The organism is Blastococcus sp. SYSU DS0541, from assembly GCF_054050875.1.
The window spans coordinates 95,736-107,443 of record NZ_JBJHAD010000002.1 but is presented as its reverse complement, the minus strand read 5'-3'; the positions used below and the strand labels follow the sequence as shown (position 1 = coordinate 107,443).

12 protein-coding genes are annotated in these 11,708 nt (G+C 74.3%); 4 read left to right on the top strand and 8 right to left on the bottom strand.

Going from position 1 to position 11,708, the window contains the following annotated elements; all coding sequences use genetic code 11:
* Positions 1–40: 40 nt before the first annotated feature.
* Positions 41–583, top strand: a complete 543-nt coding sequence (locus tag ACI794_RS02870) for a hypothetical protein (RefSeq protein WP_456581091.1) — start codon at positions 41–43, stop codon at positions 581–583.
* 8 nt (positions 584–591) lie between these two features.
* Here the strand turns inward: ACI794_RS02870 and ACI794_RS02865 are convergent, their stop codons facing one another.
* The 4 genes from ACI794_RS02865 to ACI794_RS02850 form a co-directional block, all read right to left on the bottom strand.
* Complete coding sequence (locus tag ACI794_RS02865) at positions 592–1,983, bottom strand: M23 family metallopeptidase (protein WP_456615634.1); 1,392 nt, start codon at positions 1,981–1,983, stop codon at positions 592–594.
* A gap of 172 nt (positions 1,984–2,155) precedes the next feature.
* On the bottom strand, positions 2,156–2,953 hold the full coding sequence (locus ACI794_RS02860; RefSeq protein WP_456615633.1) for an ATP-binding cassette domain-containing protein: 798 nt from the start codon (positions 2,951–2,953) through the stop codon (positions 2,156–2,158).
* Positions 2,950–3,951 carry an ABC transporter permease gene (locus ACI794_RS02855; protein ID WP_456581088.1) on the bottom strand — a complete coding sequence of 334 codons (1,002 nt, stop codon included), beginning with the start codon at positions 3,949–3,951 and terminating at the stop codon, positions 2,950–2,952. Before ACI794_RS02855 ends, ACI794_RS02860 begins: the two co-directional genes overlap by 4 nt.
* A gap of 53 nt (positions 3,952–4,004) precedes the next feature.
* Complete coding sequence (locus ACI794_RS02850; protein ID WP_456615632.1) at positions 4,005–5,012, bottom strand: sugar ABC transporter substrate-binding protein; 1,008 nt, start codon at positions 5,010–5,012, stop codon at positions 4,005–4,007.
* Between the two features lie 152 nt (positions 5,013–5,164).
* Here ACI794_RS02850 and ACI794_RS02845 point away from each other — a divergent pair, with 152 nt between their 5' ends.
* Together ACI794_RS02845 and ACI794_RS02840 are read left to right on the top strand one after the other, a co-directional pair.
* Complete coding sequence (locus ACI794_RS02845; RefSeq protein WP_456603980.1) at positions 5,165–6,229, top strand: Glu/Leu/Phe/Val family dehydrogenase; 1,065 nt, start codon at positions 5,165–5,167, stop codon at positions 6,227–6,229.
* A gap of 194 nt (positions 6,230–6,423) precedes the next feature.
* Positions 6,424–6,648 carry a DUF3073 domain-containing protein gene (locus ACI794_RS02840; RefSeq protein ID WP_456581085.1) on the top strand — a complete coding sequence of 75 codons (225 nt, stop codon included), beginning with the start codon at positions 6,424–6,426 and terminating at the stop codon, positions 6,646–6,648.
* A 189-nt stretch (positions 6,649–6,837) separates the two neighbouring features.
* On the opposite strand, the gene purM is transcribed toward ACI794_RS02840, so the two are convergent.
* Both purM and purF read right to left on the bottom strand, forming a co-directional pair.
* Complete coding sequence (gene purM, locus ACI794_RS02835) at positions 6,838–7,899, bottom strand: phosphoribosylformylglycinamidine cyclo-ligase (protein WP_456603979.1); 1,062 nt, start codon at positions 7,897–7,899, stop codon at positions 6,838–6,840.
* Positions 7,896–9,434: an amidophosphoribosyltransferase gene (purF, locus tag ACI794_RS02830; protein WP_456603978.1), complete on the bottom strand. Its 1,539-nt coding sequence runs from the start codon at positions 9,432–9,434 to the stop codon at positions 7,896–7,898. The genes purM and purF overlap by 4 nt, the downstream gene beginning before the upstream one ends.
* A 205-nt stretch (positions 9,435–9,639) precedes the next feature.
* Between purF and ACI794_RS02825 the strand changes: the two genes are divergently transcribed.
* Positions 9,640–9,984 carry a hypothetical protein gene (locus ACI794_RS02825; protein WP_456615631.1) on the top strand — a complete coding sequence of 115 codons (345 nt, stop codon included), beginning with the start codon at positions 9,640–9,642 and terminating at the stop codon, positions 9,982–9,984.
* 25 nt (positions 9,985–10,009) lie between these two features.
* Here the strand turns inward: ACI794_RS02825 and ACI794_RS02820 are convergent, their stop codons facing one another.
* Positions 10,010–10,618: an MBL fold metallo-hydrolase gene (locus ACI794_RS02820; RefSeq protein ID WP_456603976.1), complete on the bottom strand. Its 609-nt coding sequence runs from the start codon at positions 10,616–10,618 to the stop codon at positions 10,010–10,012.
* Entirely contained in the window at positions 10,615–11,703 is a 1,089-nt protein-coding gene (locus tag ACI794_RS02815) for an S-(hydroxymethyl)mycothiol dehydrogenase (protein WP_456581080.1), read from the bottom strand. The genes ACI794_RS02820 and ACI794_RS02815 overlap by 4 nt, the downstream gene beginning before the upstream one ends.
* Between the last annotated feature and the right edge of the window lie 5 nt (positions 11,704–11,708).

Below are 11,708 nucleotides of genomic sequence, written 5' to 3'. Positions count from 1 at the left end.
GCGGCCCCCGCCGCGCGCAGCCGGCCGCTAGCCTCGGTCCATGCGCCGCACCCTGCTCCGGTCCGCACTCCTGCCCGCCGCGACCGCCCTCGTCCTGCTCACCGGCTGCGGGGGCTCCGACGGCGAGGACAGCACCCCGTCGGGCGCGACCTCCGCCGCCGAGGAGACGTCTGCCGCCGAGACCTCCGCACCCGAGACCTCGGCCCCCGGGAGCGGCGACGCCGCGAACAGCGAGTTCTGCACGGAGGCGACCGACATCGTCGAGCGGCTCACCGGCAGCGCCACGGCCGGGAACCCCGCCGACCTGCCCCAGACCTTCCGGGACGCGGCGCAGGAGATCCGCGCCCTCGAGGCGCCCGAGGAGCTCGCCGCGGACTGGAACGCGCTGGCCGACGGCGTCGATCAGATCGCGACGACCCTGCAGGACATCGACCCCGCCGACCCGAACGCGCTGGCCACCCTCCAGGAGCGGCTCGCCCCGCTGCAGCAGCAGCTGGGCCAGTCCTCCTCGAACGTGGAGCAGTACCTGGTCGAGGAGTGCGGGCTGGGCCTGCCCACCGAGGAGAGCGCCCCGACCAGCTGAGCGAACCCTCAGCCGCCGCAGCCGCCGACGAAGACGCCGCGGGCGTTGAGCCACGGCACGGGGTCCACGTGCCCGCCGTGCATCCGCCCGCTGGGGTGGACCTCGAAGTGCAGATGGGGGCCGGTGGACTGCCCGCGGTTGCCCACCTCGGCGATCCGCTCACCGGCCGACACCCGCTCCCCGGCGGACACGAAGTACCGGTTGACGTGGCCGTAGACGGTGACCGCGCCGTCGTCGCCCTCGATGTAGACGGCGTAGCCGAAGCCGGTGGCGGTGCCGGCGCGCCGGACGACGCCGCTGGTGACGGCGTACACCGGCGTCCCGATCGGGGCGGCGATGTCCACGCCCCCGTGCAGGGCGCCCCAGCGCCAGCCGTAGCAGCTGGAGACCCGGCCCGACGTCGGATTGACGTAGCCGGATCCGCTGACCGCGCCGCCGCCACCGCCGCCGCTGCTGTCGCCACCGCTGCTGCCGCCGCCACCACCGGCGTTCGCCCGGTTGCGGGCCTCCTCCGCCGCGGCCTCGGCCTCGCGGGCGGCGCGCTCGGCCGCCTCCCTGGCCGCGGCCTCCTCGGCCGCCTTCTGCGCGGCCCACTGCTCGTAGGCGTTGCGCGCGCCCTGCAGCTCGAGGAGGTGGATCTGGGCCGCCTGCAGCTGCTGCTCGTACTCCGCCTTCTGCGCCTCGACCTGCGCGTACGCCGCCTGCTGGGTGGCCAGCTGGGCGTCGGCCGCCAGCTTGGCCGCCTCCGCGCTGTCCTCCGCGGCGGCGCGCTGGTCGCGGGTGGCCCGCGCCGTCGACTCGGCGTTGGCCTGCCGCACCCGTGCGATCTCGAACTGGCCCAGGACGTCGAGCTGGTTGGCGGCGACGTAGTCGAGCATCGCGGCGCGCTGGATGAGCTCGCCGGGCCCCTCGGAGTCCAGCAGGGCTGCCGAGCTGGTCAGGCTCCCGCCGTTCATGTAGCTGTCGCGGGAGAAGGCTGCGATCCGCTTCTCCGCCGCGACGACCGCCTCGTCGGCGGCCCGCAGCTCGGCGGCCGCGCGCTCCGCGGCCTCCTGGGCAAGCTGCAGCTCCTCCACCGCCGCCTCGTAGGCGGTGCCGGCGGCCTCGGCCAGGACGCCGACGCGCTCGAGCTCGGCCTCGGCGGTGGCCACGAGGGCACGGATCCGGCCCACCTCCGCGGCGGCCGCGTCCTGCTGGCTCCGCGCCGCACCGATCTGGCCGTCGGTGGGGTTGGGCGGGGGCGCCGGCACGGCCAGCGTGGGCGGGGCACCGAACACCAGCGCGGCCCCGGCGACGGCCCCGATCAGGGCCGTGCGCAGCGGGCGGGGAGAGCGGCCCGCGACGGGGCGGCGACGGCCGGCCCGCGGAGTCGCCGGTCCGGTCGGACGGCGCTGGGACATGTGCTCGCTCCCTGGGGAAGAGGGTGGGCGGTGTGGCCCGCGAACGGTCCCACTGTCACCGGGAGTCACAAAGGCAACACGCGGTGGCGGTGCCGCGCCGACTTCAGAACGCTCGGTCACCGCCCTGCGGTGGTCGGCATGTCGACACGCCCCGCCCGCCGACCGCCTCGCGTCAGCCGGCCGGGCGCTCCAGCTCGTGCGACAGCGCCTCCAGCTCCGCGCCGCCGGCCATCAGCAAGGTCAGCTCCTCACGGCTGATGTCGGCCTTGGCGAACTCCCCCATGCTGCGCCCCCGGTTGAGCACCAGGAAGCGGTCGCCGACCGGGTGGGCGTGGTGCGGGTTGTGCGTGATCAGCACGACGCCGACGCCCCGGTCACGGGCCTGGGCGACGTAGCGCAGGACGACCCCCGCCTGCTTGACCCCCAGCGCCGAGGTCGGCTCGTCGAGGATGAGCACCCGCGCCCCGAAGTGCACCGCCCGCGCGATCGCCACGGACTGCCGCTCCCCACCGGAGAGCGTGCCCACCGGCTGGTCGGGGTCGCGGATGTCGATCCCCATCGCCGCGAGCTCCCGCCGGGTGGTCTCCTTGGCCTGCCCCACGTCGAAGCGGCGGAAGGGGCCCCACCCGCGGGTGGGCTCGGCGCCCAGGAAGAAGTTCCGCCAGATCGACATGAGCGGGATCATCGCGAGGTCCTGGTAGACGGTGGCGATGCCCGCGTCGAGCGCCTCCCGGGGCGAGCCGAAGGCCACGGGCCGGCCGTCGAGCAGGACCGCACCGCGGTCGGCCCGGTGCACCCCCGAGAGGACCTTGATCAGGGTCGACTTCCCGGCGCCGTTGTCGCCCAGGACGCAGGTGACCTCGCCGGCGCGCACGGTGGCGTCGATCCCCTCGAGCGCGATGACCGAGCCGTAGTCCTTGCCGACGTCGCGCAGCTCGAGCAGCGGCGGGGTGCCGCCCGGGGCAGTCATCGTCGCGCCGCCTCGGCGTAGCGCCGCACCAGGCGGTTGGCCAGCACGGCGAGGAGCAGCATCGCCCCGAGGAAGAAGTAGAACCAGTCGGCGTCCCAGCGCAGGTACGGGATGCCCAGCAGCGTCATCCCGAAGATCAGCGCACCGAGGGCGGCGCCGACCGCCGAGCCGAACCCGCCGGTGAGCAGGCACCCGCCGATGACCGCCGCCACGATGAAGATGAGCTCCTGCCCGATGCCGGTGTTCGCCTGCACCGACGTCAGGCGCACCGCGAGCGTCGTCCCGACGAACCACGCCGCGCCCGCCGTCGTCATGAACAGCGTGATCGTGGTGCGGCGGGCGGGCACGCCGACGTTGCGGGCGGCCACCTCGTCACCGCCGGTGGCGAACACCCAGTTGCCGAAGCGGGTGCGCAGCAGCACCCAGCTGGCCAGCGCCGTGAACAGCAGCCACCAGAGGACCGCCACCCGCACCTCGGCACCGAGGATCTGCACGCGCGAGGCGAAGACCCACTCGGCGCCGGCGTACCCCGGCGCGTCGTCGACGCCCCCGACGGTGACCGTGTCGGTGAAGAGCTTGGTCAGCCCCAGGTTCAGCCCCTGCAGCATCAGGAACGTGCCGAGCGTGATGATGAAGCTGGGCAGCCCGGTGCGGGTGACCAGCCACCCGTTGGCGAAGCCGATCGCCAGGGCCAGCACGAGCGCGACGCCGATGGCGACCCAGATGTTCTGGCCGAACTCGGTGGCGACGATGCCCACGGTGAGCGCCGTCGTCCCCGTCATCACCCCGGCGGAGAGGTCGAAGTGCCCGCCGATCATGAGCAGCGCGACCGCCACCGCCATGATCCCCAGCGTCGAGGCCGGGTCCAGCCAGTTGGCGATCCCCCGCGGGGAGCGGAAGGTCTCGGACTGGACGGCGAAGAAGGTGAAGACGACGACGGCGCCGACCAGCGCGCCGAGCTCCGGCTTCACCAGCAGCCGGCGCAGCGGCCCGGGCACGCTCAGCCGCTCGTCGGCCCGCTCCCCGGCCGGGGCGGGCGCCTGCCGGGTGCTCAGCGGGTGCCCTGCGCGGCCAGGTCGGCGATCGCGTCGACGTTCTCGGCGTCCACGAATCCCGGGCCGGTGAGGACCGCCTGCCCGCCACCGACGGTGTTCAGGTTCTCCGCGTAGAGCTTGAGCATCACGACGGGCAGGTAGCCCTGCTCGTACTGCTGCTGGTCGACGGCGAAGGCGATCTCGCCCGCCTGGATGCCGCTGATCACGTCCTCGTTCAGGTCGAACGTCGCGACCCGGGCGTCGGAGCCGGCGTCCGCGGCCGCCTCCACGGCGACGGGCGCCAGCGCGGAGTTCAGCGTCAGCACCGAGTCGAGGCCCGGGTCGGTCTGCAGCTGGGAGGCGATCGTCGACTGGGCGCCGGTGAGGTCGTTGATGTCGACCTGGACGACGGAGAACGCCTCCGCCGATCCCCCGGCCTCCGCGAAGCCCTGCGCGGCGCCCGAGCAGCGCTGGTCCAGCCCGATGTTGCCGGCCTCGTGGACGACGCAGAGCACGCCCGTGGCGCCCTCCTCGGCCAGCCGCCGGCCCGCGCCCTGGCCCGCGACCACCTCGTCCTGGCCCACGTGCCCGATGGCGCCGAACTCCGCCGACCGGTCCCCGCCGGAGTTGATGGTGACCACGGGGATCCCGGCGTCGGCCGCCGCCTCGATCGAGTCCTGCAGCGCATCGGGGTTGGCCATCGAGACGACGATGCCGTCCACGCCCTGGTTGACCGCGGCGTCGATGAGCTGCGCCTGCCGCTGCGGGTCGCCGTCGCTCTGGTAGTCCACGTCGATGCCGAGGTCCTCCCCCGCCGCCACGGCACCGTTCTGCACGACGTCCCAGAACGCGTCGCCGGCCGAGCCGTGCGTGACGACCGAGAAGGTGAGGTCGCCGCCGTCCCCGCCGCCCGAGGCCTCCCCGCCGCCGCCACCGCCACCACCGCCGCCGCCGTCCGTGGTGCACGAGGCGAGGAGCAGGGGTGCTGCCACGGCGAGTGCCAGCAGTCGCTTCGGTGCGGCCATCGGGGTTCCTCCTGTGCTCGCGGGGCGCGGGCCCGCGCATCCGGTCCGTCCAGGATCATGCCCCGCCCGCTCGCGGGCGACGTCGCCGGAGGCCCCGCGCCGCGTGGTCCGGCGCCGTCCGGTCGGCGGGCGGGCAGCCTAGGCTCGGCGTCGTGGACGTGCTGGCATCCGGTCATGAGCAGGTCGTCTTCTGCAGCGATCCCCGGTCGGGGCTGCGGGCGATCATCGCTATCCACTCCACGGCCCTCGGGCCGGCGCTCGGCGGGACGCGGTTCTACCCCTACCCCGACGAGGACGCGGCGGTGGCCGACGTGCTGCGGCTCTCGGCCGCCATGTCCTACAAGAACAGCCTGGCGGGCCTGGACCTCGGCGGCGGCAAGGCCGTGATCATCGGCGATCCGCGCACCGACAAGACCGAGGCGCTGCTGCGGGCCTACGGACGGTTCGTCGAGTCCCTCGGCGGGCGCTACCTCACCGCCTGCGACGTCGGCACGTACAACGCCGACCTCGACGTGGTGGGCCGGGAGACGCGGTACGCGCACGGCCGCTCGGAGGCCTACGGCGGGTGCGGGGACTCCTCCGTGCTCACCGCCTACGGCGTGTTCGAGGGCATGCGGGCCGCGGCCCAGCACTGCTGGGGGACGCCGAAGCTCTCCGGCCGCACCGTGGCCGTCGCCGGTGTGGGCAAGGTCGGGTCGTGGCTGGTGGACCACCTGGTCCAGGACGGCGCCGACGTGGTGGTCACCGACGTCGACCCGGGGGCCGTCGAGCGGGTGCGGACGCGCCACCCCCAGGTGCGCGCGGTCGCCGACACCGCGGCCCTCGTGCGCACGCCCCACGACGTCTACGCCCCCTGCGCGCTCGGCGGGGCCCTCGACGCGGAGACGGTGGAGGCGCTGCCCGGCCGCATCGTCTGCGGCGGCGCGAACAACCAGCTGGCCGACCCGGGGGCGGCCGAGCGGCTGCGCGCCCGCGGCGTCCTCTACGCGCCCGACTTCCTGGTCAACGCCGGCGGCGTCATCCAGGTCGAGGACGAGCGCCACGGGTTCTCGTTCGACCGGGCGCGGGCCAAGGCCTCGGGCATCTTCGACGTCGCGCTGCGGGTCTTCGCGCTGGCCGATGCCGAGGGCGTCTCCCCCGCCGTCGCCGCCGACCGCCTGGCCCAGGAGCGCATCGACTCGGTCGGCCGGCTGGCCACGATCCGGCTCCCGGGCTGAAAAAGGTCCCCGTCCTCCCCACCCCCCGCACGCTCGGGGCGGCGCCCTGGACGGGGCCGCGGGAGGGGTGTGTGCCCATGGCCGATCCGTGTCGTAATGTTGTCCGAGACATAGTCACTCAGTCGGGGTCGCCACGCGGGCCGCATCAGCCGCTTGGCTGGTCCACCGCACTCCGTAACGAGGGGGTCGAGCCGATGGGGCGCGGCCGAGCGAAGGCCAAGCAGACACGCGTGGCCCGTGAGCTCAAGTACAGCTCACCCAACACCGACCTCACCGCGCTCCAGCGCGAGCTGGCCGGTTCGTCGTCGACCTACACCGCGCCCAGCGCGGCGGACGACGACGACGAGGACGAGGACGACGAGTACGCCGACCGCTGGGCGGACGACGACTCGGACGACGACTGGGCGGCCAGCCGCTGACCGGCGGCTCGACGACCTGACCCGTCCGACCCCACGACACCGCGGCCCCTCGGGGCAGCGGTGTCGTGGCGTTGGCGTCGGCAAGCCAGGTCGTCCGGCCCGCTCGCGTCGGCGAGGGCACGCCGGAGCCGCCGCCGTCCCCCTCCCGAGGCTCGCTCCGAGCCTGCGCGGGATGAGGAGGGGCCTTCCTCAGCGGTAGTCGCCGACGAGCTCCGCCCCCGGTGCGCCACCGGCCTGCTCCCGCACGGTGCCGGCGATCCATGCCGGCACGCCGCGGCCGGTGAGCAGCGCGACGGCGGCGTCCGCCTGCTCCGGTGCGACCGACGCCACCATCCCGACACCGCAGTTGAAGGCGCGCTCGCTCTCCGCGCGCGGCACGCCGTGCTCCTCCATGAGGCGGACCGCCGCCGGCAGGGCCCACGTACCGCGGTCGAGGACCGCCCGCAGCCCCGGCGGCACCACGCGCGCGGTGTTGCCGGCCAACCCGCCGCCGGTGATGTGCGCGTAGGCGTGGACCGCCCCGACGCCGAGCTCCTCGACCAGCGCCAGGCAGTCGCGGGCGTAGATGCGGGTCGGCTCGAGGAGCTCGTCGCCCAGCGGCCGGTCCAGCCCCGCGGGGGTGGCGGTGAGGTCCAGGCCGGCGGCGGAGACCACGCGCCGCACCAGGGAGTAGCCGTTGGAGTGGAAGCCGGACGACGCCATGGCGATCACCGCGTCGCCGGCGCGCACCCGCTCCGGGCCCAGCACGGCGTCGGCCTCCACGACGCCGACCGCGGTGGCGGCGAGGTCGTACTCGTCGGCGTCCATGAGGTCGCCGTGCTCGGCGGTCTCGCCGCCGACCAGGGCGGCGCCGGCCTGGGTGCAGCCGGTCGCGATGCCGGTGACGATCGCCGCGATCCGTTCGGGCACGACCTTGCCGCAGGCCACGTAGTCCTGGAGGAACAACGGCTCGGCGCCGCAGGCCACCAGGTCGTCGACGACCATCGCGACCAGGTCGATGCCGACGGTGTCGTGCCGGTCCAGCCGCCGGGCCAGGGCGATCTTCGTCCCGACGCCGTCGGTGGAGGAGGCCAGCAGCGGCCGCCGGTACTTCTGCACGTCCAGGGCGAAGAGCCCTGCGAACCCGCCGAGCCCGCCGACGACCTCGGGCCGGTTGGTCTGCTCGACGGCGGCCTTCATCAGGGCGACCGCGCGCTCGCCGGCGTCGATGTCCACGCCGGAGGCGGCGTAGGTGAACTCCGGTGCGCTCACGGCCGCCTCAGGGCGTCCTCGGCGCCGCCGGGCAGCACGGCGCTGCCGGCCTGCTGCCCGGTCCAGCCGCTGACCGCGCGCTGGCCGATGCCCTCGAGCACGTGCTTGCCCAGCACCTCCGGCGTCCCCAGGTCGATCGGGTACTCGCCGGTGAAGCAGGCGGTGCACAGCCGGTTGACCGGCTGCTCGGTGGCCGCGATCAGCCCCTGCTCGGAGACGTAGCCGAGCGAGTCGGCGTTGATGGAGGCGCGCACGCCGTCGATGTCGAGGCCGTTGGCGATGAGCTCCGCCCGGCTGGCGAAGTCGATGCCGTAGAAGCACGGCCACTTCACCGGCGGCGAGGAGATGCGCACGTGCACCTCGAGCGCGCCGGCCTCGCGCAGCATGCGGATCAGCGCGCGCTGCGTGTTCCCGCGCACGATCGAGTCGTCGACGACGACCAGCCGCTTGCCGCGGATGACGTCGCGCAGCGGGTTGAGCTTGAGCCGGATGCCCAGCTGCCGGATGGTCTGGCTGGGCTGGATGAACGTGCGCCCGACGTAGGAGTTCTTGACCAGCCCCAACCCGTACGGGATGCCGCTGGCCTCGGCGTACCCCACCGCGGCCGGGGTGCCGGACTCGGGGACCGGGATGACCAGGTCGGCGTCGGCCGGGTGCTCCTTGGCCAGCCGCCGGCCGATCTCCACCCGGGCGGCGTGCACGCCCCGGCCGGAGATGGTCGTGTCGGGCCGCGCCAGGTAGACGTACTCGAAGACGCAGCCCTTGGGCTGGGCCGCCGCGAAGTGCTGGCTGCGCAGGCCGTTCTCGTCGATGGCGATCAGCTCACCGGGCTCGACCTCGCGGACCACGGAGGCGCCGACGATGTCCAGCGCCGCGGTCTCGCTGGCCACGACCCAGCCCCGCTCCAGCCGGCCCAGCACCAGCGGGCGGACGCCCTGGGGGTCGCGGGCGGCGTAGAGCGTGTCCTCGTCCATGAAGGTGATGGAGAAGGCCCCGCGCAGCTGCGGCAGCACCTCCATCGCGGCCGCCTCGACCGAGATGTCCTGGTACGAGGCGATCAGCGCCGTGACCAGGTCGGAGTCGGTGGTCGCGGCGAAGGCGCCGGGCACGCCGGCGTCGGCGGCCTTGCTGGCCAGCTCGGAGGTGTTCACCAGGTTCCCGTTGTGGCAGAGCGCCAGCCCGGTGCCGGAGTCCGTGGTGCGAAAGGTCGGCTGGGCGTTCTCCCACGTGGAGGAGCCGGTGGTGGAGTACCGGGTGTGCCCGACGGCGAGGTGCCCGCGCAGGCTGCCCAGGGTGGCCTCGTCGAAGACCTGGCTGACCAGCCCGAGGTCCTTGTAGACGACGACCGAGGCGCCGTCGGAGACCGCGATGCCGGCCGCCTCCTGCCCGCGGTGCTGGAGGGCGTACAGGCCGAAATAGGTCAGCTTCGCGACCTCCTCACCCGGCGCCCAGACACCGAAGACGCCACAGGCGTCCTGGGGGCCGGGGAACTGGGGATCGAGGTCGTGCGTCAGCCGTCCATCACCACGGGGCACCGGTCGAGCGTACCGGCGTGGGCGCCCCCGCCGGCGCCGAGGCGGGAGAGCGCACCGCCGGCGCGCGTGTCCCCCCGGATCGCGGGCGCGGTCCGGGGCGAGGAACCTCGGCCCGGTGCGGCACGTTGATGTCTGACCCGCCCACTCACGGCCCGGCCGGTCCGCGCCGGACGACGTGCCCGGGACGAGCGACAGGAGACATGGGATGGCGAGCAACGGGCCCGATCCGCGCGAGTTCCTCGACATGGCGCAGCGGATGCTGCGCCAGCTCTTCGAGGAGCCGCGCCGCGACGACCAGACGTGGGCCGACGTGACGCGCGAGGCCGCGCGGCGCCGCCCCGAGCCCAGCGCCGAGGAGCAGCGGGAGAACCTGACGTTCGCGCTCGCGACGCGCGCGGTCGAGGCGCTCGAGGACCTCGCACTCAACGTCGCGGCGATCCGCCAGCGCCTCGAGCGCACGAGCCCGGAGCAGCCGGACCGCCCGGCGCGGCACGACGATCCGCCCGGGCAGGACCAACCGCCGGGGCAGGACCAACCGCCGGGGCGGTGACCGGATCGGATCGAGGGGACACCCCTCAGCGGACGTTGCTCAGCTCCGCCGCGATCGTCGTGTCCTCGCCGTGCCCGGTCCGCACCACCGTGTCCCCGTGCAGGCTGAGCAGCTGCGCCCGGATCGAGTTCACGATCGTCGGGTGGTCGCTGAACGACCGCCCGGTCGCCCCGGGGCCCCCGCAGAAGAGCGTGTCGCCGGTGAAGACGGTGCGCAGGTCGGCCGCGTGCAGGCAGGTGCTGCCCGGCGAGTGACCCGGGGTGTGCAGCGCGACCAGCCGGGTGCCGGCGACGTCGAACCGGGTCCCCGCCCGCAGGTCCTCGTCCGGCGCGGTGCCCGGGTGGGTCATGTCCCAGAGCATGCGGTCGTCGCTGTTGAACCAGATCGGCGCGCCGGTGGCCTCGCGCAGGGCGGGGGCGGCGGTGATGTGGTCGTTGTGCCCGTGGGTGAGCACGATGGCGGTCACCCGGCGCTCCCCGATCGCCGCGAGGATCGGCGCCGGGTCGTGCGGGGCGTCGATGACGAGCACCTCGTCGTCGTCCCCGACGAGCCAGACGTTGTTCTCGACGTCGAAGTCCTGCCCGTCGAGGGAGAAGACCCCGGGGACGACGACCTTCTCGACGCGGGCGCTCACTTGAGCACCACCACGCTGCGCAGCACCTCGCCGCGGTGCATCTTGTGGAACGCCTCCTCGACGTCGTCCAGGCCGATCGTCTCGGAGACGAAGGCGTCGAGGTCGAAGCGCCCCTGCAGGTACAGGTCGACCAGCATCGGGAAGTCACGGCTGGGCAGGCAGTCGCCGTACCAGGAGCTCTTGATCGCCCCGCCCCGGCCGAACACCTCGATGGCGGGCAGCGTGATCTCCATCCCCGGCGTCGGGACGCCGACCATGACGACCCGGCCGGCGAGGTCACGGGCGTAGAACGCCTGCTCGAACACCGCCGGGTGCCCGACCGCGTCGATGGCGACGTCGACGCCGAACCCGCCGGTGAACCCCTTGATCGCCTCGACCGGGTCGGTCTCCTTCGAGTTGACCGTGTGGGTGGCGCCGAACCCGCGGGCCCACTCCAGCTTCCGGTCGTCGATGTCGACGGCGATGATCGTCGTCGCGCCGGCGAGCTTCGCCCCGGCGACGGCGGCGTCCCCGACCCCGCCGCAGCCGAACACGGCGACGGTCTCGCCGCGCTGGACGCCGCCGGTGTTGATCGCCGCGCCGACGCCGGCCATGACGCCGCAGCCGAGCAGCCCGGCAGCGGTCGGTGGGGCGGCCGGGTCGACCTTGGTGCACTGCCCGGAGTGGACGAGCGTCTTCTCCGCGAAGGCCCCGATGCCCAGAGCCGGGGAGAGCTCGGTGCCGTCGGCCAGGGTCATCTTCTGGGCGGCGTTGTGCGTGTTGAAGCAGTACTGCAGCTGGCCCTTGCGGCAGGCGCGGCACTCCCCGCAGACCGCCCGCCAGTTGAGGACGACGTAGTCACCGACGGCGACGTTCGTGACGCCCTCGCCCACGGCCGCGACGACCCCGGCCGCCTCGTGGCCGAGGAGGAACGGGAAGTCGTCGTTGATGCCGCCCTCCCGGTAGTGCAGGTCGGTGTGGCAGACCCCGCAGGCCTGCACGTCCACGACCGCCTCACCAGGGCCGGGATCGGGGACCACGATCGTCTCCACCGTGACCGGCTGTCCCTTGCCCCGGGCCACCACGCCTCGCACCTCGTAAGCCATGCCCG

Coding starts and splice junctions, on each gene's coding strand:
- ACI794_RS02870 (WP_456581091.1), top strand. CDS start 41: ATGCGCCGCACCCTGCTCCGGTCCGCACTCCTGCCCGCCGCGACCGCC.
- ACI794_RS02865 (WP_456615634.1), bottom strand. CDS start 1,983: ATGTCCCAGCGCCGTCCGACCGGACCGGCGACTCCGCGGGCCGGCCGT.
- ACI794_RS02860 (WP_456615633.1), bottom strand. CDS start 2,953: ATGACTGCCCCGGGCGGCACCCCGCCGCTGCTCGAGCTGCGCGACGTC.
- ACI794_RS02850 (WP_456615632.1), bottom strand. CDS start 5,012: ATGGCCGCACCGAAGCGACTGCTGGCACTCGCCGTGGCAGCACCCCTG.
- ACI794_RS02840 (WP_456581085.1), top strand. CDS start 6,424: ATGGGGCGCGGCCGAGCGAAGGCCAAGCAGACACGCGTGGCCCGTGAG.
- ACI794_RS02825 (WP_456615631.1), top strand. CDS start 9,640: ATGGCGAGCAACGGGCCCGATCCGCGCGAGTTCCTCGACATGGCGCAG.
- ACI794_RS02815 (WP_456581080.1), bottom strand. CDS start 11,703: ATGGCTTACGAGGTGCGAGGCGTGGTGGCCCGGGGCAAGGGACAGCCG.